This is a genomic window from Mesorhizobium sp. M6A.T.Cr.TU.016.01.1.1 (assembly GCF_003952585.1).
GTDB lineage: Bacteria > Pseudomonadota > Alphaproteobacteria > Rhizobiales > Rhizobiaceae > Mesorhizobium > Mesorhizobium mediterraneum.
This window is the reverse complement of sequence record NZ_CP034452.1, coordinates 5,617,678-5,637,793: the sequence shown is the minus strand read 5'-3', so window position 1 is coordinate 5,637,793 and position 20,116 is coordinate 5,617,678. Positions and strand designations below refer to the sequence as shown.

Annotated in this window: 19 protein-coding genes and 2 pseudogenes; 4 read left to right on the top strand and 17 right to left on the bottom strand. The window is 61.9% G+C overall.

What is annotated here, in order from left to right; all coding sequences use genetic code 11:
- Positions 1-9: 9 nt before the first annotated feature.
- The 8 genes and pseudogenes from glpD to EJ075_RS27205 all read right to left on the bottom strand — a co-directional run bounded on the left by glpD (position 10) and on the right by EJ075_RS27205 (position 8,343).
- Positions 10-1,536 (bottom strand): glycerol-3-phosphate dehydrogenase, encoded by a 1,527-nt coding sequence (gene glpD, locus EJ075_RS27240; protein WP_126106459.1) that lies wholly within the window; start codon positions 1,534-1,536, stop codon positions 10-12.
- Positions 1,537-1,662: 126 nt separating this feature from the next.
- Complete coding sequence (locus EJ075_RS27235; protein WP_095485289.1) at positions 1,663-2,430, bottom strand: DeoR/GlpR family DNA-binding transcription regulator; 768 nt, start codon at positions 2,428-2,430, stop codon at positions 1,663-1,665.
- 130 nt (positions 2,431-2,560) lie between these two features.
- Positions 2,561-3,973 carry an aspartate aminotransferase family protein gene (locus EJ075_RS27230; RefSeq protein ID WP_126106458.1) on the bottom strand — a complete coding sequence of 471 codons (1,413 nt, stop codon included), beginning with the start codon at positions 3,971-3,973 and terminating at the stop codon, positions 2,561-2,563.
- Between the two features lie 24 nt (positions 3,974-3,997).
- Positions 3,998-4,729, bottom strand: a complete 732-nt coding sequence (locus EJ075_RS27225; protein WP_095485291.1) for a peptidase — start codon at positions 4,727-4,729, stop codon at positions 3,998-4,000.
- A gap of 31 nt (positions 4,730-4,760) precedes the next feature.
- Positions 4,761-5,555 carry a transglutaminase family protein gene (locus EJ075_RS27220; protein ID WP_095485292.1) on the bottom strand — a complete coding sequence of 265 codons (795 nt, stop codon included), beginning with the start codon at positions 5,553-5,555 and terminating at the stop codon, positions 4,761-4,763.
- A 7-nt stretch (positions 5,556-5,562) separates the two neighbouring features.
- Positions 5,563-6,504: an alpha-E domain-containing protein gene (locus EJ075_RS27215; protein ID WP_095485293.1), complete on the bottom strand. Its 942-nt coding sequence runs from the start codon at positions 6,502-6,504 to the stop codon at positions 5,563-5,565.
- Positions 6,505-6,525: 21 nt separating this feature from the next.
- A pseudogene (locus tag EJ075_RS27210) lies at positions 6,526-7,916 on the bottom strand (circularly permuted type 2 ATP-grasp protein).
- Between the two features lie 190 nt (positions 7,917-8,106).
- Positions 8,107-8,343, bottom strand: a complete 237-nt coding sequence (locus tag EJ075_RS27205) for an Lrp/AsnC ligand binding domain-containing protein (RefSeq protein WP_023674883.1) — start codon at positions 8,341-8,343, stop codon at positions 8,107-8,109.
- Positions 8,344-8,617: 274 nt separating this feature from the next.
- Between EJ075_RS27205 and EJ075_RS34170 the strand changes: the two are divergent.
- Positions 8,618-8,707: pseudogene (locus tag EJ075_RS34170) on the top strand (DUF4864 domain-containing protein); the annotation flags it as partial.
- 52 nt (positions 8,708-8,759) lie between these two features.
- Here EJ075_RS34170 and EJ075_RS27195 read toward each other — a convergent pair.
- From EJ075_RS27195 to coaD, 7 genes are all read right to left on the bottom strand, one after another.
- Positions 8,760-10,145, bottom strand: a complete 1,386-nt coding sequence (locus EJ075_RS27195) for a hypothetical protein (RefSeq protein WP_126106457.1) — start codon at positions 10,143-10,145, stop codon at positions 8,760-8,762.
- A 174-nt stretch (positions 10,146-10,319) separates the two neighbouring features.
- Entirely contained in the window at positions 10,320-11,450 is a 1,131-nt protein-coding gene (gene tgt, locus EJ075_RS27190) for a tRNA guanosine(34) transglycosylase Tgt (protein WP_126106456.1), read from the bottom strand.
- Entirely contained in the window at positions 11,443-12,558 is a 1,116-nt protein-coding gene (gene queA, locus EJ075_RS27185) for a tRNA preQ1(34) S-adenosylmethionine ribosyltransferase-isomerase QueA (protein ID WP_126106455.1), read from the bottom strand. The genes tgt and queA overlap by 8 nt, the downstream gene beginning before the upstream one ends.
- Positions 12,559-12,570: 12 nt before the next feature.
- Positions 12,571-12,969 carry a hypothetical protein gene (locus EJ075_RS27180; RefSeq protein ID WP_095485298.1) on the bottom strand — a complete coding sequence of 133 codons (399 nt, stop codon included), beginning with the start codon at positions 12,967-12,969 and terminating at the stop codon, positions 12,571-12,573.
- Positions 12,966-13,478, bottom strand: a complete 513-nt coding sequence (locus EJ075_RS27175) for a peptidylprolyl isomerase (protein ID WP_091593716.1) — start codon at positions 13,476-13,478, stop codon at positions 12,966-12,968. Before EJ075_RS27175 ends, EJ075_RS27180 begins: the two co-directional genes overlap by 4 nt.
- A gap of 28 nt (positions 13,479-13,506) precedes the next feature.
- Positions 13,507-14,097, bottom strand: coding sequence for a peptidylprolyl isomerase (locus EJ075_RS27170; RefSeq protein ID WP_126106454.1), 591 nt, complete (start codon positions 14,095-14,097; stop codon positions 13,507-13,509).
- Between the two features lie 75 nt (positions 14,098-14,172).
- On the bottom strand, positions 14,173-14,673 hold the full coding sequence (gene coaD, locus EJ075_RS27165) for a pantetheine-phosphate adenylyltransferase (protein WP_126106453.1): 501 nt from the start codon (positions 14,671-14,673) through the stop codon (positions 14,173-14,175).
- Positions 14,674-14,971: 298 nt separating this feature from the next.
- Between coaD and EJ075_RS27160 the strand changes: the two genes are divergently transcribed.
- A complete protein-coding gene (locus EJ075_RS27160) occupies positions 14,972-15,124 on the top strand; it encodes a hypothetical protein (protein WP_095485300.1) in 153 nt (50 codons plus the stop codon).
- Positions 15,125-15,182: 58 nt separating this feature from the next.
- Here the strand turns inward: EJ075_RS27160 and gyrA are convergent, their stop codons facing one another.
- Both gyrA and EJ075_RS27150 read right to left on the bottom strand, forming a co-directional pair.
- Complete coding sequence (gene gyrA / locus EJ075_RS27155) at positions 15,183-17,984, bottom strand: DNA gyrase subunit A (RefSeq protein ID WP_126106452.1); 2,802 nt, start codon at positions 17,982-17,984, stop codon at positions 15,183-15,185.
- Between the two features lie 191 nt (positions 17,985-18,175).
- Complete coding sequence (locus EJ075_RS27150; RefSeq protein ID WP_126106451.1) at positions 18,176-19,030, bottom strand: AraC family transcriptional regulator; 855 nt, start codon at positions 19,028-19,030, stop codon at positions 18,176-18,178.
- 120 nt (positions 19,031-19,150) lie between these two features.
- Here EJ075_RS27150 and EJ075_RS27145 point away from each other — a divergent pair, with 120 nt between their 5' ends.
- Together EJ075_RS27145 and EJ075_RS27140 are read left to right on the top strand one after the other, a co-directional pair.
- Positions 19,151-19,687, top strand: coding sequence for a hypothetical protein (locus EJ075_RS27145; protein ID WP_126106450.1), 537 nt, complete (start codon positions 19,151-19,153; stop codon positions 19,685-19,687).
- Positions 19,688-19,719: 32 nt separating this feature from the next.
- Positions 19,720-20,097: a VOC family protein gene (locus tag EJ075_RS27140; RefSeq protein WP_095485304.1), complete on the top strand. Its 378-nt coding sequence runs from the start codon at positions 19,720-19,722 to the stop codon at positions 20,095-20,097.
- Positions 20,098-20,116 lie beyond the last annotated feature (19 nt).

Here is a 20,116-nt window from a genome sequence, read left to right as displayed (position 1 = left end):
CAGACCCCACTATTCGGCAGCCGCGACATGGCGCCGGCTTATCCCGCGCATGAATTCGTCGAGCGCTGCCGCCTGCTCGCGGCCCAGATGCAGGCCGCGCTTGGTCCTGCGCCACAATACATCTTCGGCCGTCATCGCCCATTCATTTTGAACGAGGTACCGCACCTCGGCCTCGTAGAGATCGGCGCCGAAGTTCCGGCCAAGGTCGGCATTCGATCTGGCGAGGCCCAGCAGCATCCTTGCGCGAGTCCCGTAAAGCCGGGTCAGGCGGCGCGCCAGGCGCGCGTCGAGGAACGGATAGGCCGTTTTCAGTTTCGCCACTTCGGCATCGAAGCCGCTCGCCGGGAAATCGCCGCCCGGAAGCGGCGCGTTTGCCGTCCACGGCTTGCCGCGCTTGCCGAGAAAACCCTCGATTTTCTCGAGCATCGATTCCGACAGTCGGCGATAAGTGGTGATCTTGCCGCCAAAAGTGTTGACGATCGGTGCCGTGCCCTCGCCGCCGTCGGCCTTCAGCACATAGTCGCGGGTCGCTTCCTGCGCCTTGGAGGCGCCGTCGTCATAAAGCGGGCGCACGGCGGAATAAGTCCAGACGATGTCCGAACGCTTGACCGGTTTCGCGAAATATTCGCTCGCCGCAGCACAGAGGTAATCGATCTCTGCGTCGCTGATCTTCACGCCATGCGGGTCGCCAGGATAGTCCTGGTCGGTGGTGCCGATCAGCGTGAACTCTTCCTCGTAGGGAATCGCGAAAATTATGCGGCCGTCCTTGTTCTGGAAAAAATAGGCGCGCGGATCGTCGAACTTCTTAGCGATGACGATATGGCTGCCCTGTACCAGCCGGACATTGTGCACGTCGTTCAAGCCGACGGTCGCGGACAGCACCTGGTCAACCCATGGACCGGCGGCGTTGACCAAAAGCCGCGCCTTGACCTCCTCGGTGTCCCCGGTCTGCGTGTTTTCCAGCCTAACCGCCCAAAGCCCGCCTTCACGACGTGCGCCGATGACTTTCGTTCGGGTTCGGATCGTCGCGCCGCGGTCGGCGGCGTCGCGGGCGTTCAACGCCACCAGCCGCGCATCGTTGACCCAGCCGTCGGAATACTCGAAGGCCTTTCGAAACAACGGCTTCAGCGGCTTGCCGGCCGGATCCCTTGCCATGTCCAGCGTCTTGGTCGCCGGCAGCAACTTGCGTCCGCCAATGTGGTCGTAAAGGAAAAGGCCGAGCCTGATCAGCCAGGCCGGGCGCAGACCCTTGGCATAGGGCAGCACGAAGCGCATCGGCCAGATGATGTGCGGCGCGTTCTTCCACAGAATCTCGCGCTCCATCAGCGCCTCGCGCACCAGGCGGAACTCATAGAACTCGAGGTAGCGCAAGCCGCCATGGATCAGTTTGGTCGAGCCGGAGGAGGTTCCGCTGGCCAGATCGTTCATTTCGGCAAGGAAGACCGAAAAGCCGCGCCCAACTGCATCGCGGGCAATGCCGCAGCCGTTGATACCGCCACCGATGACGAAGATGTCATGGATCGGGGGTGCGTCCACAAAAGTCCTCCCGGATTTCGCATTGCAGCATTTTTAGGTTTTTACGAAACCGTGACGGGATTATTTCGAAATGAGAACGAATGTCAAACGAAATATAAACGGCGACAATTGCCGCAACGGCACCCTTTAGGAGAGCGACGTTTCGATCAGTTGAACCTCTGCCTCCTGGCAGATTTTGCGCACCGACGGGATGTCGCAGCGATCGGTGATGAAGGTGTTGACCTGCGACAGGTGGCCGATCCGGACCGGCGCCGTCCGCTCGAACTTGGTCTGGTCGGAGACGAGGATCACATGCCGGGCATTGGCGATGATCGCCTGCGCCACCTTCACTTCACGAAAATCGAAATCGAGCAGCGCACCGTCATGGTCGATCGCCGAGGCGCCGATCACCGCGTAGTCGACCTTGAACTGCCTGATGAAATCGACCGCCGCCTCGCCGACCACGCCGCCGTCGGAACCACGCACGACGCCGCCGGCGATCACCACCTCGATCGAAGGATATATACGCATCCTGTTGGCAACATTGATGTTATTGGTGATGACCATCAGGCCACTATGATCAAGAAGCGCCTTGCTGACCGACTCCGTCGTGGTGCCGATATTGATGAACAGCGAGGCATTATCCGGGATCAGCCTGGCCGCCGCGCGACCGATCGCCTCCTTCTCGTCGGCGGCGATCTTGCGCCGTGCCTCATATTCCATGTTCTCGATGCCGGAGGGAAACAGCGCCCCGCCATGAATGCGCGACAGCAGCCGCTGGTCGCACAGATCGTTGAGGTCCTTGCGGATGGTCTGCGGCGTCACGTTGAAATGCGTCGCCAGATCGTCGACCAGCACGCGGCCGTGGTCCTTGGCCATCTGGATGATCTCTGAATGGCGCGGCGACAGATACATTGGGGAAGCTCCCGTTTTCGTTTTTCTTGTCTATAGCGGAAAACGAAAGTGATGAAAAGGCATAAGCCGGCTAACGAAATCACATGCGTCCAAAGACAAACCTCGGCGCAACTTTGCCGACCAATTCAACTCAACCCAGACCGCGGGCGATTTCGGTGACGACTTCGAAAGCGGTGTCGACATCCGCCGCCGTCGTATCGAACTGGCCGACCTGAAAGCGGATCGCCACCTGTCCGCCCACCCGTGTCTGGGTCAGGTAGATGCGGCCATCGTCGTTGATCGCGTTGACCAGCCGCAGATTGTGTTCGTCCGAATCGATTCCCGCCGCCGCCAGATGCCGGAACGAGAACAACGACAGCATCGGTTCCGTGACGATCTCGAAATCCGGTTCCCCGGCCAGCCGCTCGGCAAGGCCTTCGCTCCAGGCGACATGGTTGCGGATCATGCTCCGGAGATTTTCCAGCCCGTGGGCGCGTAGCAGGAACCATAGTTTCAGTGCGCGAAAGCGCCGCCCGAGCGGCACCGACCATTCGGAATAGTTGATGATGCCGTCGCGCCCGTGCGTCTTCAGGTAATCCGGCTTGATGGCCAGCGTCCGCACCAGGTCTTCCGGCCGGCGGATAAACTGGATCGAGCAGTCGAATTGCGCACCCAGCCATTTGTGCGGGTTGAAGACGATAGAATCCGCGTGCTCCACGCCCGCCCAGAAATGCCGGTATTCCGGACATATCATCGCCGAACCGGCCCAGGCGGCATCGACATGCACATAGAGCCCCTGCCGTTTCGCCACCGCGGCGACTTCGGCGATGTCATCGGTGCCGCCGGTGCTGGTGCCGCCGACACAAGCAATGATGCCGGCCGGCAGCATGCCCGCCTCCCGGTCGGCGACGATCGCCTCTTCCAGGGCTGCGACATCCATGGCGCGAAAGCGGCCGGCAACCGGAATGCGCACGAGGTTGTCCTCGCCGATGCCCGATACCCAGATCGCCCGGTCGATGGAGGTATGAACCTGGTCGGAAGAATAGACGCGCAATGTCGGCTGGCCTTGCAGGCCCTTCTCGTTGCCCTGCCAGTCGAGCGCGCGCTCGCGCATGGTCAACACGGCGGCGAGCGTCGCCGACGATGCCGAATCCTGCATGACGCCGGAAAACCCTTCCGGCAGACCAAGCGCCTGACGCATCCAGTCGACGACGCGCGTCTCGAGCTCGGTCGCTGCCGGCGAGGTCTGCCAGAGCATGCATTGCGCGGCCATCACCGAGACCAGATATTCGGCCACCACCGAAACCGGTGCGGCGTTGGCCGGGAAATAGGCGAAGAAGCGCGGATGCTGCCAATGCGTCATGCCCGGCAGGATCTTTTGCTCGAAGTCGGCGAAGATCTCATCCATCGGCTCCGCCGCTTCAGGCGGCGAAGTCTCTACGCTCTTGAAAATGCCACCCGGCTCGACCAGCGGCCGCACCGGTCTTTCGCGCAGCGAGTTGCGATAGTCGGCGCCCCAATCCGCAGCGCGCCTCGACCATTGCCGGAAATCGTCGTTGTTCATCGCACCTCCGGAAAGACGGGCCGTCTATTCGGGAAAATCAGGCAAGCTCGCAAAGGCAGTCTTCAGCGCGTTCGACCAGCCGTCTGAGATGGTGCGGTAGTATTGATCGTCCTGGGCTATCCGCTTCTTCAGGCTGACCTTGTAGGCGTCCTTTTCGTAGAATAGCAGGTCGAGCGGCAGACCGACCGACAGGTTCGATTTCAGCGTCGAGTCGAACGAGACCAGCAGTAGCTTCACCGTCTCGGCGAAACTCATCGTCTTTTCATAGGCGCGGATGATGATCGGCTTGCCGTATTTGGTCTCGCCGATCTGGAAAAACGGCGTGTCGTCGGTCGATTCGATGAAATTGCCTTCCGGATAGATCATGAACAGCCGCGGCGCGCTGCCCTTGATCTGGCCGCCGAGGATGAAGGAGGCATTGAAATAGGAATCCGCCCTGTCGCCGGTTGGTGACGAACTGGCGATGACTTCCTTGACGGTATCACCGACCATCCGCACCGTCTGGTACATGGAGGGCGTTTCGAGCAGTGTCGCGTGGCGATCGCCAACTGCCTTGGTGCGCTCGTCGAGCAGGCTGACGACCGCCTGCGTCGTCGCCAGATTGCCGGCCGACATCAGCACGATGACGCGCTCGCCCGGTTCCTCCCAGACATGCATCTTCTTGAAGGTCGAGATCGAATCCATGCCGGCATTGGTGCGCGTGTCGGACATGAACACGAGCCCGCGATCGATCTTCAGGCCGACGCAATAGGTCATCGAATCTCTTTGGCAGCAATCTTGCCGGGGATTACTGCTCTACCGTGACGGTGACCGCAAGCTGTTCTTCCGCTTGTCCCAGCCGAATTCCCGATACGGGCGTGGCGTCGCGGTAATCACGGCCGGTCGCCACCTTTACATAGCGTTCGTCGGGCGAAATGCCGTTGGCGACGTCGAACGCGACCCAGCCCAGGCCCGCAACATGCGCCTCGGCCCAGGCATGGCTTGCCGCCTGCTCGACCGCAGCATCCATCATCAGATAGCCGCTGACGTAGCGGGCCGGAAACCCCATGGCGCGCGCGGCGGCGGCAAAGATGTGGCTGTGGTCCTGGCAGACGCCGGTCTTGAGCGCCAGAGCGTCCTCGGCCGGGGTCGTCGCGTTGGTGGTGCCTGGCGTATAGGCGACACGCTCGCCGATCACGGCCATCAGCCGGTGCAACCTTTCGATATCGGTCCCCTCGCCGACCGACGCCGCGAGTTCGCGAATGCCGCTGCCGATCGTGGTCAACGGCGTTTCATGGCCAAACAGCCAGAGCGGCGCGAAGCCCTGATGTGGCCCGGAGACGCCCGATGTGTCGCGTGTCACCACCTCGCCTGATGCCTCGACGGTGATGAAATCGCGCTCGCCTTCGACGCTCAACAGTCGTGTGTCGTTGCCGAAATGGTCGCTGAAGCGCACTTCCTCGCGAGCCCCTTCGATCTTCAGCGACCAGGACAAGACGGTCTGCGTCGATCCGCTGACCGGAAGCAGCCGCAGCCGCTGCAGCAGATAATGCACCGGCGCATCGTAGCGGTATTCGGTCCGGTGGGTGATCTTCAGCCGCATGGCTTCCTCAATAGAATCGATAGTCCTGCGCGATCTCGTCGCCGAGCCTGATGTTGTCGCGGATGAAATTCGCCAGGAATTCATGCAGGCCGGCGTCGAATATGTCCTTGATCGAGCCGGCCGCCAGCATGGCCTGGGTCTTGCCGGCTGTCGCATGACAGGCATGGCGCTCGCCATAATCGTCGCCCAGGAATCTGAGATGCTCCGTCAGGAAACGATAGCAGAAGGTCAGCGAGCGCGGCATGCGAACGTTGAGGATCAGATAGTCGGCGATGTTGCTCGGCTTGTAGTCGGCCTCGTAGACCCAGCGATAGGAGCGATGCGCCGACACCGAGCGCAGGATCGATTCCCACTGGTAATTGTCGAGCGTGGAGCCGACCCACGAGATCGACGGCAACAGCACGTAGTATTTCACATCCAGGATGCGTGCCGTGTTGTCGGCGCGTTCGACATAGGTGCCGAGCTGCGAGAAATCGAAGATCTCATTGCGCAGCATGGTGCCGTAGAACGAGCCGCGGATCAGGGCCGTCTCGCGCTTGATCGCGTCGAGCACACTGGGCAGGTCGCGCTCGTCGATCGGCCTGGCCAGCATCCGCTTAAGCGACATCCAGGCTTCGTTGATGCTTTCCCAGGTTTCGCGCGTCAGCGCGGTGCGCACCATGCGGGCATTGTTGCGAGCCGTCTCGATCGACGCCATCGTGCTCGACGGGTTGGATGTGTCGCGCAGCAGGAAATCGGCGACGTTGGCGGCGGTATAGTCGGAATATTTCTGCGTGAAGGCAGCATCCGAGCCGGCGCTGAGCAGCACCGAATTCCACTCTTCGGAGGCATTCTGGGTGCGGGTCAGCGCCATGCGCAGCCCGGCATCGACCAGCCGCGCCATGTTTTCCGCCCGCTCGATATAGCGGTTCATCCAGTAGAGCCCGTTGGCGGTGCGGCCTAAAAGCATCAAAAAACCTTCAAGTGAAAATTAATCATCGAGCACCCACGTATCCTTGGTGCCGCCGCCCTGCGATGAGTTGACCACCAGCGAGCCTTCCTTGAGCGCCACGCGCGTCAGCCCGCCCGGCACGATCTGGATGCGGTCGGAAACCAGCACATAGGGCCTGAGATCGACATGGCGCGGCGCCAGTCCTTTGTCGGTCAGGATCGGACAGGTCGACAGCGCCAGTGTCGGCTGGGCGATGTAGTTCGACGGTTTTGCCGCGAGTTTCTTGGAAAAATCCTCGCATTCCTTCTTGGTCGCCGCCGGCCCCACCAGCATGCCGTAGCCGCCGGACCCGTGAACTTCCTTCACCACCAGCTCATGGATGTGTTCGAGCACATATTTCAGGCTGTCCGGCTCCGAGCAGCGCCAGGTCGGGATGTTGCCGAGGATCGCCTTGCGGCCGGTGTAGAATTCGACGATCTCGGGCATGTAGGAATAGATCGCCTTGTCGTCGGCGATGCCGGTTCCCGGCGCATTGGCGATGGTGATGTTGCCGGCGCGGTAGACATCCATGATGCCCGGCACGCCAAGTGCCGAGTCCGGACGGAAGGTCAGCGGATCGAGGAAAGAATCATCGACCCTTCGATAAAGCACGTCGATCTGCTTGTAGCCTTCGGTCGTGCGCATCGCGACATGGCCGTCGACGACGCGCAGATCCTGTCCCTCGACAAGCTGCACGCCCATCTGATCGGCAAGGAAGGCATGCTCGAAATAGGCGGAGTTGAGGCAGGCGTCAGCACGGCGATGGTCGGCGCGCCCTTGGTGCTTTGCGGCCGCACCGCTGCCAGCGATTGGCGCAAGAGCTGCGGATAGTTTTCCACCGGGCGTACCTTGATCTGCTGGAACAGCTCGGGAAAGAGCTGCATCATCGTCTCGCGGTTCTCCAGCATGTAGGAGACGCCGGACGGCGTGCGCGCATTGTCCTCCAGCACGTAGAACTCGTTCTCGCTGATGCGCACGATATCGACGCCGATGATATGGGTGTAGACGCCCGCCGGCGGCCGCACTCCGATCATCTCCGGCAGGAACGCCTCGTTCTTGGCGATCAATTCCTTGGGGACGCGCCCGGCGCGCAAGATCTCCTGGCGGTGGTAGATATCGTCGAGGAAGGCGTTCAGCGCCTGGACGCGCTGCTCGATGCCTTGCGTCAGCCGTCGCCATTCATTGCCGGATATGATGCGCGGAACGATATCGAAGGGAATCAGGCGTTCGGAGGCTTCCTGCTCGCCATAGACGGCAAAGGTGATGCCGGTCTTGCGAAAGACGCGTTCGGCGTCCTGCATCTTTTCAGTAAGCCTGGCCGGATCCTGCTCCTTCAGCCAGCGATCGTAAGCCGAATACGGTTTTCTCAATCCGGAGATTTCCGGAAGCATTTCGTCGAAGGCTGCCAATCGCATACTCCCCTGTGAGGCCATTTCACTGGCGTCACCGGAGAAAATCAAGCGCAATCGGCGATTTGGAGGACGCGGGCGATCAGTATGTGGCGGCTGCCTAAAATTAGGGCAGCACCAATATGGCTGCGATCAGGCTTTGCCTTATGTCCAGGCAGGCGGCAGGCGCTGCTCAGAACGCGCGAAAGGTGACGACCGTGAACGTGTCCTTGATGCCTGGAAGAATCTGCACCTTCTCGTTGACGAAATGGCCGATGTCTTCCTCGTCGTCGACGTAGAATTTGGCGAGCAGATCGTAGTTGCCGGCTGTCGAGTAGATTTCCGAAGCGATCTCGGCATCGGCCAAAGCGCTGGCAACGTCATAGGCCTTGCCCAGATCGCACTTTATCTGCACGAAAAATGCCTTCATTGACCGGTCCTGCTCAAGCTTGCGCCTACAGCGCCGCGCGTCCTTCAGAACGCGCAAAGGACGCTGTAGCACTTTGATTGCGCATGATCCTTTCCGAAAATCGATTCCGATTTTTGGGGTCATGCGCATAGGCGGCCCTTGTGGCAGACTGCCGCGCGGCTTTCAAGCATCAGGACGGCGCTCAGGCAGAACCCGATTTAAAGGAAGAAGCTTAACTGCGGCCGGACGGCGAATGTTCGCGGCTGCTGAAACCGTGAAGCGCCGCCGACCGTATGTTATCGTCGGGCCGGATGGCAAGGATTACACGGCCGTCTACACGCAACAGCCCGACGGCAGCTTCCGCATCACCGGCTGCAGCCTGCGCTGCTTCCACTTCGCTGAGCACCTGAGCGCCTGCCCGAGCCGCGACGGTCTGATCAATCGCGCCGCCGGTAAAGCGTCCAGCTCAGCCCTGATAGGCCCCAGTTCCTTGACGCATCAATTCGCTCATAGGCAAGTGCGCAAGCCGACGCGGGTTCGACCCGTTTCGATTGTATGTCAGGATCCCCCTCCATGATCAGCCAAGCGGGACGTCGAATGCATAGTTCGTCTTTCGGGACGAACCAAGCCTGACGGCCTGTCCGCGCTGCAAAGTAGTCGACGACCATCGCAGTCCGGAAGTCGTGGTTGCTGGCATAGGTGGTGGCACCGTTTTGCGTCATCTGCCCCACGATCGAGGCATAGGAACCGCGGCCATATTCGTAGAACTGCAGCAGCGACGATATGCTGCCGCTCATCATGACCGCGAGCGCTCCTGCCGCCAGATATCTTTTGAACCCGCCCGCATCGAAGCCGCGACCGAGCATCTCGCCAGTCCAAAGCAGCAACAACGTTCCACTGACGATGAAATAGCGTGGGATCTGGAGATTGGGCAGATTCGCTGCGCACATGAGGGCAGGCAATCCCACAATTCCGATGACGTAGAGACTGGCCCGACGATCACGCCATATGCCGGCAGAGATGCAGACCATGCCGCAGGCAGCAGCGATGCAGGTCCAATCGCCAATCCAGGACGGCAGGCCCAGCAGATATCTGATCACCCCGCCATATCCCTTTGCGAACGCCTGGAACGAGAAAGGCGAAACACCCCCGACGACGAAGCCGGACAGCTGGGCGCCGACGACCACGCAGATGGCCAACGGCAGCACCGCAAGGACGGCAGGCGTGAAAGTCAAACCGACGTCAGCGAGTGTGCGGCCAATCCTTTCCGTGCGCAGCCAAGTGACCCATGTGGTCCAGGCTACAAGGACCGGCACCATTTCGATCATCGTGAGGTGAGACAGCAGGCCCAGCAGGATCGCCGCGGCCAAAGCGATGACCGATGAACCTCGTTTGTCGAGCCAGCGTTCCAGAAAAACCACAGAAAGGAGCGTGAACAGCACCAGCCCGGCGTAGCCGCGCGCTTCCGAGCCGTAGTGGACCATCGGATAGCTCACTGCAAACAGCAGACTTGTGGAAATCATCGCCCATCGCCCGCGTGGCACTGCTGCAGCTGCAACAATCGTGCTGGCGCCGAACGCGATGGACAGGCCTCGTTGGAGCAGCGGCGAAGTATCAGGGCCGATCAGATACAGATAGGCCGAATTGAGGAAATGATTGTTGTCGTGATTTACGCGCCAGAAGATCTGGTTGATCGAGGTGAGCGGCTCGATGAGAGAAAAACTCCAGATCTCGTCCAGCCAGAGATCGCCGCGTGCGCCCAGCAACCGCAGAACAAGGCCAGCCACAACGATCGCAAAAATCGCAAGCGATGGCTTGGCCATCCATCGCCGGACCGACATGAAAGAAGAGGCGCAAGGTTCGGCAACGCCGTTCGTCCGCGCCGTCACTTCTGAAGCTGAAGCTTGTCCCGAGACGAACAGGTTCTTGGTCCCCGCCCAATGCCATCCCGGCAATGCTTATTCGTCAGTCGTTTCAAAACAGTTCCCGGACAGGCTTTAGCGGGCTGGAATATCGCCCCTTGCCCAGCCCTCAGAAATTTCCACCGCCCGAGTCTCGAAGGCGCCGGCCTCGATGGCGGCACGAATGTCCTGCATCAGCTTCTGGTAGTAGGAAAGATTGTTCCAGGTCAGCAGCATCGCCCCCAACGCCTCTTGCGAGCGGACCAGATGGTGCAGATAGGCGCGCGAATAATCTCTGGCGGCCGGGCAGTCGCTCTCCTCGTCCAGCGGGCGCGGATCGTCGGCATGGCGAGCGTTGCGCAGATTGACCTTGCCGCGCCGTGTATAGGCGAGGCCATGACGGCCGGCGCGCGTCGGCATCACGCAATCGAACATGTCGATGCCGCGCGCCACCGATTTCAAGATGTCGTCAGGCGTGCCGACACCCATCAGATAGCGCGGCCTGTCCGCCGGCAGCTCCGGGCAGGTGATTTCGAGCATTTCGAGCATCACCGCTTGCGGCTCGCCGACGGCCAGCCCGCCTATCGCATAGCCCTTGAGGTCCATCGCTTTCAGCGCCTGCGACGAGCGCAGCCGCAAGGCCGGTATGTCGCCGCCCTGGACGATGCCGAACATCGCCTTGCCCTGCTGATCGCCGAACGCCGTCTTGCAACGCTCGGCCCAGCGCAGCGACAGCTCCATGGCCCGCTCGATCTCTTTCTCCATGGCCGGCAGCGCAGTGCATTCGTCGAGCTGCATCTGGATGTCGGAATCGAGCAGTCCCTGGATCTCGATCGAGCGCTCGGGCGACATCTCATAGGCGGCGCCGTCGATGTGCGAGCGGAAGGTGACGCCCTTCTCGGTGAGTTTCCTCAGCTTCGACAGCGACATAACCTGGAAGCCGCCGCTGTCGGTCAGGATCGGATGCGGCCAGCGGGCGAATTCATGCAGGCCGCCAAGCCGCGCCACACGTTCGGCGCCGGGCCGCAGCATCAGATGATAGGTGTTGCCCAGGATGATGTCCGAGCCGACGCCACGCACCTGATCCATATACATGGTCTTGACCGTGCCGCCGGTGCCGACCGGCATGAAGGCGGGCGTGCGGATTTCTCCGCGCGGCATGGTGATCGCGCCGCGCCGCGCTTTGCCGTCGGTCGCCAGCACCTCGAAGGTAAACGCCTTAGTCATTGAATTCCTTGTGTATACCGGACGCGCGTCCATCGTTATCCTCCTTGAACAGCAGACTTGCGTCTCCGTAGGAATAAAACCTGTAGCGGTTCTCGATCGCATGCGCATAGGCCGCACGCATCGTTTCCAGACCGCAAAACGCCGAAACCAGCATGAACAGCGTCGAGCGCGGCAGATGGAAATTGGTCATCAGCATGTCGGCGGCCTTGAAACGGTAGCCGGGCGTGATGAAGATGTCCGTCGGGCCGGACCACGCGGCGAGCCGGCCGTCCTCCCGCGCAGCGCTTTCAAGCAGGCGCAGCGACGTCGTGCCGACGGCGATGATGCGCCCGCCACGCGCCTTTGCCGCGTTCAGCGCCTCGGCGGTTTCCGCGCTGACCGAGCCGATCTCGGCATGCATCTTGTGATCGGCGGTGTCGTCGACTTTCACCGGCAGGAACGTGCCGGCGCCGACATGCAGGGTGACGAAGCGCCGCTCGACGCCTTTGGCATCGAGCGCGGCGAAAAGCTCCGGCGTGAAATGCAGGCCGGCCGTGGGTGCCGCCACGGCGCCCTCCTCCCTGGCATAGATGGTCTGGTAGTCGCTGCGGTCGCGCTCGTCGTCATCGCGCTTCGAGGCGATGTAGGGCGGCAACGGAATGTGGCCGACGGCATGCAGCGCCTCGTCGAGGAATGGACCTGACAGGTCAAAGCCAAGCAACGCCTCGCCGGCCTCGCCCTTCTCGATCACCGTGGCATCGAGCTGGCCGAGAAAGCAGGAATTGGTGTCATGGCCGAAATGGATGCGGTCGCTAACGGCGATGCGCTTGCCCGGCCGCATGAAAGCCAGCCAGCGGTCGGGAGCCACCCGCATGTGCAGCGTGGCTTCGACTTGCGCCGCCGCTTCGCCGCGCCGCCTGATGCCTTTCAACTGCGCCGGAATGACCTTGGTGTCGTTGAAGACCAGCACATCACCGGCCTCGAGCAGGGTCGGTAGCTCGCGCACCGTCCGGTTCTCAAGCCCCTCACCCGGCCTGACAACCAGCATTTTGGCGCTGTCGCGCGGTTCTGCCGGTCGAAGCGCGATGCGCTCCTCCGGCAGATCAAAGTCGAAAAGGTCGACGCGCAAGAAAATCCCGCCTCAAGGTTCCGGGCAGGTCACCGCCCAGGCGCCAACACCGTCGATGCTCAGCGTGCCGCCCATTGCGAAATTGGACTGTTCGCGGGCCTTGACCAGTCGCAGTTTGGCGACAATCGAGCTGATACCCTCGTCGGTGAGATCGATCGCCATGTGCTGGTCGTCCTCGAATGCCTGTCCGACGATCACTTTCGTCGATCCCGGCTGACCGTCGGTGGTCCATGTCTTGCCGCCGGCATCCAGCCACACGCGCGCGACTGCGATCGCGGCGGTGTTTCCCATCAGGACATCGATCGATGCCGCGTCGCCTTCAGCGCTGCAAACGATCGATTCCGTCGCCAGCGCCGAAGTGGCCGCCGCGACAAGCATCAGAGTGATAGCCGCGACAGCCCGGTAGATCATTTCACGTCGGCCGCGACCTTCAGCGACACGATCTTGTCGGGATCCGGCACCGGCTCGCCGCGCTTGATCTTGTCGACATTGTCCATGCCTTCGATGACCTGGCCCCAGACCGTGTATTGGCGATTGAGGAAGGCGGCATCATCGAAGCAGATGAAGAACTGCGAGTTGGCCGAGTTCGGGTTCTGCGAGCGCGCCATCGAGCAGGTGCCGCGGCCATGGTTGGCGTTGGAGAACTCGGCCTTCAGGTCGGGCTTGTCGGAGCCGCCCGTGCCGGCACGGGCGGGCGCGAAAGAGGGCTTGCTGGAATTGCCGAATTTCACATCGCCGGTCTGCGCCATGAAGCCGTCGATGACGCGATGGAACACCACGCCGTCATAAGCGCCTTCGCGCGCCAGTTCCTTGATGCGGCCGACATGGCCGGGCGCCAGATCGGGAAACAGTTCGATGACGACCTTGCCCTTGGTCGTTTCCATGATGAGCGCGTTCTCGCGGTCCTTGATCTCGGCCATGTCAGAATATCCTTTGAAACTAATGGGTTTACTTGCCGTCGGCGGCGATACGCACCTTGATCATGCGATCGGGACCGGTGACAACCCCGTTCTGCGCCTCGTCGCCTTTCTTTATCTGGTCCACCAACTCCATGCCTTTCTCGACATTGCCGACGATGGTGTACTGGCCATCGAGCGGCGGCGCCGGCGCGAACATGATGAAGAACTGCGAATTGGCGGAATCCGGGTTTTGCGAGCGGGCCATTCCGACGACGCCGCGCACGTAGCGCTCGGATGTCGAGAATTCAGCCGGCAGGTCGGGAAGATCGGAAGCGCCGGTGCCGACAGCATCGGCGTTGAAACCGTTCTTCATGTTGCCGAACTTCACGTCGCCGGTCTGTGCCATGAAGCCGTCGATGACGCGGTGGAAAGCGACGCTGTCGTAAGCGCCCTGGCGCACCAGCTTCTTGATCTGCTCGACATGCTTCGGCGCGAGATCAGGCCTGAGTGCGATGGTCACGTCGCCGCCCTTCAGCGTGATGATCATGGTGTTTTCCGGATCGGCGGCGAAGGCCGAAACGGATGCAGCCACAAGGCCGAAAAGAACGACAAAGCAGGTGGCGAGCCTTTTGAGCTGCATGGATCTTTCTCCGAAAACCTTTGTTTCATGCATATCGCTGTCCCGAAACCGGGTTCGACTTCTGGGCGACATGCCTTATTTCGCGAATTTGGCGGTGAGTACGCCAGCCACAGCCGCCGGCACGAAGGGGCGGATGTCGCCTCCCATCGAGGCTATCTGACGGACAAGTGTGGCGGTAATGGTTCGCACCGAAGGGCTGGCGGGCAGAAAAACCGTCTGCAGTTCCGGCGCCATGGTCTCGTTCATGCCGGCCATCTGCATCTCGTAGTCGAGATCGGTGCCGTCGCGCAGGCCGCGGATCATGATCGAGGCACCCTGCTTCCTGGCCGCGTCGATGACCAGCCCGTCGAAAGCGACAACCTTGATGCGGGCGCCGTCACGGCCGAATTCGGCCTTCGTCGCCGCTTCGATGAGGCCGACCCGTTCCTCGAACGAAAACAGCGGCTTCTTGCCGGGATGAATGCCGATCGCCGCATAGACGGTGTCCGCCACGGCCAGCGACGCCTTCAGCACGTCGAGATGGCCGTTGGTCAGCGGGTCGAAGGAGCCGGCATAAAGGGCGATGCGTTCGGTCATGGCAGGTGCTTCTAGCGAGCCTCTCTCGCAAAGGCAATCCGATCAGCGAGCCGCCGATGCATGTCGCCCAAAAGTGCGCAGCGGTTTTGGGACTAGGACAGGCACCCAGACGGGGACTCAATGCGCATCGCCTGGGCCACGTTAATCGCGATGCGCTTTGAGTGAACCTTTTGGCTGAAATGAACGACAGATGAACGGGCCGATCACAGAGGCTTCACGCAGCGTTCACTAGGTTGCAGCTTCAGAAGATGAAACCAAAACCCCATTTAAACGTTGTTAGGCGCAGGAGAACACGCACATGCTGATCTACATGCTCGCCGCCGCAATGACCGTCGCCATGCTGATTGCAACCGTATTCGGGTTGCATCAGGAAGCAGGGCGTGTCCGCGCCAAGGCCAATACCAAACGGTTCGAGGGCTTCGGCATCCGCAAGCCTTATCGCCACTTCTGAACCGGCCGTTATTTGTTGACGGCGCCGGCCCATCGGGCCGGCATTTCCCCATCAAGGCCTACTCGCCGCTGTTGTCCGGGTCAGCACCGGCATCCGGGCTGGCGTTGCCCTCAACACTCTCTTCGGCTTCCTCGTCCGATTGCGGTTCCGATATCCGCTCCACCGAAACGACCTTCTCGCCGTCGGCCGTGTTGAAGATGGTCACGCCCTTGGTGGCGCGGCTGGCGAAACGAATGCCGTTGACCGGCACGCGGATGACGGTGCCGCCGTCCGAGACAAGCATGATCTGGTCGTCGTTGCCGACCGGGAAGGTCGCCACCAGGCGACCGATCTCGGCCGCTTTCGACACGTCGGTGGCGCGAATGCCCTTGCCGCCGCGCCCTGTAAGGCGGAAATCATAGGAAGACGAACGCTTGCCGTAGCCATATTCCGTCACCGTCAGCACGAACTGCTCATGTGCCTTGAGGAATTCGTAGCGCTCGTCGGAAAGCTCCGTCTCCTCGCCAACCTCTTCATTGGTAAGCTGGATGTCTTCGTCCTCGCCGGCCGCAATGCCGGCGGCGAGCCGCCGTTCGGCCACCACCCGCTTGAGATAAGCGGCGCGCTCGGCCGGCGGCGCCTCGACATGTTCGATCACCGCCATCGAGATCACCCGGTCGGTGGGAGCCATGGCGATGCCGCGCACGCCGACCGAGTTGCGGCTCTGGAAGACGCGCACGTCGCTGACCGAGAAGCGGATGCACTGGCCGGAGCTTGCGGTCAAAAGCACGTCGTCATTGTCTGTGCAGGTCTCGACGCCGAGAATCTCGTCGCCTTCCTCTTCCAGCTTCATGGCGATCTTGCCGTTGCGGTTGACCTGGACGAAGTCCGACAACTTGTTGCGGCGCACCGTGCCGCGCGTGGTGGCGAACATCACGTCGAGCTCGCCCCAGCTGGTCTCGTCCTCGGGCAGCGGCATGATGGTGGTGATGCGTTCGCCCTGCTCCAGCGGCAGCATGTTGATCAGCGCCTTGCCGCGCGACTGCGGGTTGCCGATCGGCAGGCGCCAGACCTTTTCCTTGTAGACGATGCCACGCGAAGAGAAGAACAGCACCGGCGTGTGCGTGTTGGCGACGAACAGCCGGGTGACGAAATCCTCTTCCTTGGTCGACATGCCGGAACGGCCCTTGCCGCCGCGACGCTGCGCCCGATAGAGCGACAGCGGCACGCGCTTGATGTAGCCGGAATGGCTGACCGTCACGACCATGTCCTCGCGCTGGATCAGGTCCTCGTCTTCCATATCCGCCCCGCCCTCGGAGAGCTCGGTGCGGCGCGGCGTGCCGAACTCGTCGCGCACGGCGGCAAGCTCGTCCTTGACGATCTGCTGAATGCGGGCGCGGGACGACAGGATGTCCAGGTAATCCTTGATCTCGTCGCCGATCGTGTTCAACTCGTCGGCGATTTCGTCGCGGCCGAGCGCGGTCAGGCGCTGCAGGCGCAGTTCGAGGATGGCGCGGGCCTGTTCCTCGGACAGATTGTAGGTGCCGTCCTCGTTGATGCGGTGGCGCGGATCGTCGATCAGCAGGATCAGCGATTCGACGTCGCCCGAGGGCCAGCGCCGCTCCATCAACTGCTCGCGCGCCGTCTGCGGGTCCGGAGCGCTGCGGATCAGCTTGATGACCTCGTCGATGTTGGCGACAGCAATGGCAAGGCCGACCAGCACATGGGCGCGGTCGCGCGCCTTGCGCAGCAGGAATTTCGTGCGCCGGCTGATCACATCCTCGCGGAAGGCGACGAACGCCTTCAGCATGTCGGTTAGCGTCAGCAATTCCGGCTTGCCGCCGTTCAGCGCCACCATATTGGCGCCGAACGACGTCTGCAGCGGCGTGAAACGGTAGAGCTGGTTGAGGATGACGTCGGCGACCGCGTCGCGCTTCAATTCGATGACGACGCGGTAGCCTTGGCGGTCGCTCTCGTCGCGGATGTCGGAAATGCCCTCGATGCGCTTGTCGCGCACAAGCTCGGCCATCTTCTCGATCATCGACGACTTGTTCACCTGATAGGGAACTTCGGTGATGATGATCGATTCACGGTCATTGCCGCGTTGCTCAATATTGACGCGGCCGCGCATGACGATGGAGCCGCGGCCGGTCGAATAGGCGCTGTAGATGCCGGAACGGCCGAGCACGATGCCGCCGGTCGGGAAATCCGGCCCCGGAATGATCTCCATCAGCGCCGGCAGGTCGATTGCCGGATTGTCGATGAGGGCAATGGCGCCGTTGCAGACCTCGCCCAGATTGTGCGGCGGGATGTTGGTGGCCATGCCGACGGCGATGCCGCCGGAGCCATTGACCAACAGGTTCGGGAAGCGCGCCGGCAGGACTTTCGGTTCGCTGCCGGACGCATCATAAGTGTCCTGGAAATCGACGGTGTCCTTGTCGATGTCTTCCAGCAACTCATGCGCGACCTTGGTCAGCCGCGATTCAGTATAACGCATCGCCGCCGGCGGATCGCCGTCGATCGAGCCGAAATTGCCTTGCCCGTCGATCAGCGGCACGCGCAGCGACCAGTCTTGCGCCATGCGCACCAAGGCGTCGTAGATCGAGGCGTCGCCATGCGGATGGTATTTACCCATCACGTCGGCGACCGGGCGGGCCGATTTCACATATTTGCGGTTCCAGTGGTAGCCGCTCTCATGGGCGGCGTAGAGGATGCGGCGATGCACCGGCTTCAACCCGTCGCGCACGTCCGGCAGCGCACGGCTGACGATCACGCTCATGGCGTAATCGAGATAGGAGCGCTGCATCTCCTCGATGATGGATATCGGCTCGATGCCGGTGGGGCCGCCGTCGGCGCCGCGCGGTGTCTTCTGGTCGGTCAAATCAGGTCACAATCTAATCAGGAATCACTCGGTGCTTATATAGGAAGCCGGGCCGAAACTCCAATGTCCGCGGCAGTTTTCCAGTGGCGATTTTTGTGGTGATTTCAAAAGGATATCACCGATTGCGACGATATGGCCGAGGCGCATTTCGTGGCCACCGGCGCAAAGCTCATTGTCAGGCCAATTTTGCTTCACAACGCCGGAACGGCAGATGTGCTCGGCGCTTTATCACCTCGCTGCCGGAGCCGGTAGGCGCCAGGCGCCTCCCCCATCACGCGCCGGAAACGGCGGTTGAAGGTCGACAAATCGTTGAACCCCGCCTCGAAGGCGATCGTCGAGATCGCCTCGTCCGACATGCGCAGCCGCACCGCCGCCCTGTGCAGCCGGGTCTTCAGCAGGAACTGGTAGGGCGTCACGCCCGCCACGTGCCGGAAGCTGCGCAGGAAATGGTAGGGGCTGGTCGCCGTCTCACTTGCAAGCTCGGCAAGCGAGATCGGCCTTTCGGCGTCCTTTTCGATGCGCCGCACCGCCTCTGCGACACGTTTCTGGTCGCGGCGGCTCGGCACCCGGGCAGCAGGCGTGACGCCGGAGGCGACGGCCGCGCTGGCAATGCGCAGGGCGAGTTCCTCGAAAGCGTCGATGTCGGCCATTTCGCGCGCGGCTTCCGCCTCGGCAAGCAGCGCTGCCAGCGCCGGCAAGGGCGGCAGGCGCGGCATCTTGAAATTCATCTTCTTTGCATCCGGCATGCCGGCGACGATCTGTTCCATATAGGCTGGCTCGAAATGGAAGGAGAGGCAACGGTCGCCAGCGCCATGCTCGTGTCCGCATTCGTAGCATGTGCCGGGGTTGCCGAGCAGAAGCGCGCCCGGCGCCAGCATCGCTGTTCCCTGTTGCGCGCGGTAGCGGAAGGTGCCGCTGGTCACCACGGCGACGCAGAACTTGCGATGCTCTTCCTCGAACGGGCGATCAGCGGCGCCGGCGGTGCAGACCACGTCCGACACCTGCCAGCCTCGCCCAGACGCCAGTGTATGCGCGCTTGTCGTCATGGCTTGAAAGATAGCAATTTTTCCCAAGCACAGAACCCTGCTGCCGCCTATTCTTCCCAATCTCCTGACAAGATGGGGCTCCTGACAAGACGGGGCTCCTGCCAAGATGAGGTCGAAATCATGCTCAATTCATCTTCCTTTGCCGAAGCCCTGCACAGCGACGGGCCTGCGGGGGACCTTGCCGAAAAACTGAACCTTTACGGCCGCTTCGTCGGCGCCTGGACATTCGATGCCACGCGCCATCTCGAAGACGGCCAGGTGCTGACCGGGCGCGGCGAGGTGCATTTTGGCTGGGTGCTCGAGGGCCGCGCAATCCAGGACGTATGGATCCTGCCCGCGCGGAACACTGGCGCACAGAATTCCCTCGGCAAATGGACCTTCTATGGCACGACACTGCGCGTCTATGACCCCGGCGTCGACGCCTGGCACATCTTCTGGAGCGATCCGCGCACCCAATATTACAGCCGTCAGCTCGGCCGCGCCGAGGGCGACACCATCGTCCAGCAAGGCGCAGACGGCACCGGCGCCTCGGTGCGCTGGAGTTTTTCCCGCATTACCGAAAATTCATTCCGCTGGCTGGGCGAACGCTCGCAGGACGACGGCGCGACCTGGCGGCTCGAAGTCGAGTTCCTGGCGCGGCGCACAACTGGAAACTGACGGCCCAACATATTGTAAAAAAGGAGAAAAAGATGCTGGATCATGTCTCGATCGGCGTCCGCGATACCGACGCCTCGAAGCGTTTTTATGATGCCGCGCTGAAGCCGCTTGGCTATACCTGTCTCAGCCAGTCGCCGGGCTCGCTCGGCTATGGTGCGGAGGCGGTGTCGCTGTGGGTGAACGAGGCTCAGCGCCCGGTTTCGGCCGACGGCGAGTCCGGCCTGCATTTCTGCTTTGCGGCGCCGACGCGGAGCAGCGTCGACGCTTTCCATGCGGGCGCCTTGCGTGCGGGCGGCAGTGACAATGGGGCACCTGGCCTGCGCCCCAGCTACGGCGAAGACTACTACGCCGCCTTTGTCATCGACCCGGACGGCTATCGCCTCGAGGCCTATTGCGGAGCGGCCGGCTAGGCTCATCCTGCCCCATCAA

Excerpts from the sequence above, each read along its gene's own strand:
- EJ075_RS27235 (WP_095485289.1), bottom strand. The coding sequence starts at position 2,430 with ATGTATCTGTCGCCGCGCCATTCAGAGATCATCCAGATGGCCAAGGAC.
- EJ075_RS27230 (WP_126106458.1), bottom strand. The coding sequence starts at position 3,973 with ATGAACAACGACGATTTCCGGCAATGGTCGAGGCGCGCTGCGGATTGG.
- EJ075_RS27225 (WP_095485291.1), bottom strand. The coding sequence starts at position 4,729 with ATGACCTATTGCGTCGGCCTGAAGATCGATCGCGGGCTCGTGTTCATG.
- EJ075_RS27220 (WP_095485292.1), bottom strand. The coding sequence starts at position 5,555 with ATGCGGCTGAAGATCACCCACCGGACCGAATACCGCTACGATGCGCCG.
- EJ075_RS27215 (WP_095485293.1), bottom strand. The coding sequence starts at position 6,504 with ATGCTTTTAGGCCGCACCGCCAACGGGCTCTACTGGATGAACCGCTAT.
- EJ075_RS27205 (WP_023674883.1), bottom strand. The coding sequence starts at position 8,343 with ATGAAGGCATTTTTCGTGCAGATAAAGTGCGATCTGGGCAAGGCCTAT.
- EJ075_RS27195 (WP_126106457.1), bottom strand. The coding sequence starts at position 10,145 with ATGGCCAAGCCATCGCTTGCGATTTTTGCGATCGTTGTGGCTGGCCTT.
- tgt (WP_126106456.1), bottom strand. The coding sequence starts at position 11,450 with ATGACTAAGGCGTTTACCTTCGAGGTGCTGGCGACCGACGGCAAAGCG.
- EJ075_RS27180 (WP_095485298.1), bottom strand. The coding sequence starts at position 12,969 with ATGATCTACCGGGCTGTCGCGGCTATCACTCTGATGCTTGTCGCGGCG.
- EJ075_RS27175 (WP_091593716.1), bottom strand. The coding sequence starts at position 13,478 with ATGGCCGAGATCAAGGACCGCGAGAACGCGCTCATCATGGAAACGACC.
- EJ075_RS27170 (WP_126106454.1), bottom strand. The coding sequence starts at position 14,097 with ATGCAGCTCAAAAGGCTCGCCACCTGCTTTGTCGTTCTTTTCGGCCTT.
- coaD (WP_126106453.1), bottom strand. The coding sequence starts at position 14,673 with ATGACCGAACGCATCGCCCTTTATGCCGGCTCCTTCGACCCGCTGACC.
- EJ075_RS27160 (WP_095485300.1), top strand. The coding sequence starts at position 14,972 with ATGCTGATCTACATGCTCGCCGCCGCAATGACCGTCGCCATGCTGATT.
- EJ075_RS27150 (WP_126106451.1), bottom strand. The coding sequence starts at position 19,030 with ATGACGACAAGCGCGCATACACTGGCGTCTGGGCGAGGCTGGCAGGTG.
- EJ075_RS27145 (WP_126106450.1), top strand. The coding sequence starts at position 19,151 with ATGCTCAATTCATCTTCCTTTGCCGAAGCCCTGCACAGCGACGGGCCT.
- EJ075_RS27140 (WP_095485304.1), top strand. The coding sequence starts at position 19,720 with ATGCTGGATCATGTCTCGATCGGCGTCCGCGATACCGACGCCTCGAAG.